This is a genomic window from Verrucomicrobium sp. BvORR106, from assembly GCF_000739655.1.
Taxonomy (GTDB): domain Bacteria; phylum Verrucomicrobiota; class Verrucomicrobiia; order Verrucomicrobiales; family Verrucomicrobiaceae; genus Verrucomicrobium.
In genome coordinates this window covers 1-967 of record NZ_BATR01000068.1, presented here as the reverse complement: position 1 = coordinate 967, position 967 = coordinate 1, and the positions used below count along the sequence as shown (strand labels likewise).

At 58.2% G+C, this 967-nt stretch carries 1 protein-coding gene; it reads right to left on the bottom strand.

Annotated elements, in window-relative coordinates; translation table 11 throughout:
• Nucleotides 1-169: 169 nt before the first annotated feature.
• Nucleotides 170-538, bottom strand: coding sequence for a transposase (locus BV106_RS10425; protein WP_038164224.1), 369 nt, complete (start codon nt 536-538; stop codon nt 170-172).
• Nucleotides 539-967: the final 429 nt, after the last annotated feature.

Here is a 967-nt window from a genome sequence, read left to right as displayed (position 1 = left end):
GGGCTGGCAGCAAAGGCATCATGGAGTTCACGGGCAATAAGATCATCCTGCAACCGGCGCTGGCCCGAGGCTTTATGATGGTGAGCGTGCAAACCACTGCGGCTGACATCCAGCGCCTGGCAGATCTCATACAAGTGCATCTCGGTGAGTTGCTGGTGCAAGACCGGGATCAAATCATAGAGTTGGGGTTTTCCTGGGAGACAATGGCCAAGGCTTTTTTTAAAATGTCGCGCTGACGCCTTGTGGTTTCCAGCTCCCTGCGCAGATCGGCCAGCTCGGCGGCCATCGCTACGGGACTGGCTTCGTCGAGCTTGGCCTGCGGCGCGCTACGCGCTTGCAGTCCAGCTGCGACTGCGCCAGTCCCGTAGCGAGATTTCCACTCACGGAGGTTCCAGTGGGAGATGCCCAGTTCCCTGGCAAGTGGATGGATCTTGCGCCCCCCTTCGATCAGAGCCACGGCATCACGTTTGAACTGCTCATCATAGCTGCGACGGGAGACTTTGGTCTTCTGGGAGGATTGAGTTGGGGAGGTCTTCATGAACGTTGAGGATTTACCCTACTTTTGCCGTCCACATAAACGAAGAAGGTTCAACGTTGGGCTTATAGCCCCATCCTCTTCGAGGAAGAACTTCGACTGAGCGCGTGAAAGGCATCCGTTCCCTGGTGGCCACGCACGCAGTTGGGGTGGCCACCAAGGAACCACCTGGAGGTGCCCGCTTCAGTCCAATGCCATCAGGGAAAAGGAATATGCCCCGAGCGCGAAGGAGAGACGCTGCGGCGCATCCATTTCACGGTCGGCTGATTGTGCAGGCTCATGAGGGCCGAAGGTCCGGCGTGATACCAGCCTTGGGCAACGCCCAAGGAATAGGTGACCAAATATCCCTTGAGGGCTGAAGGCCCGGCCTCATCAAGCCTGCCCACGACGAGCATCCCTGAATGACCCCGGGCCTTCAGCCCTCAACCTCTT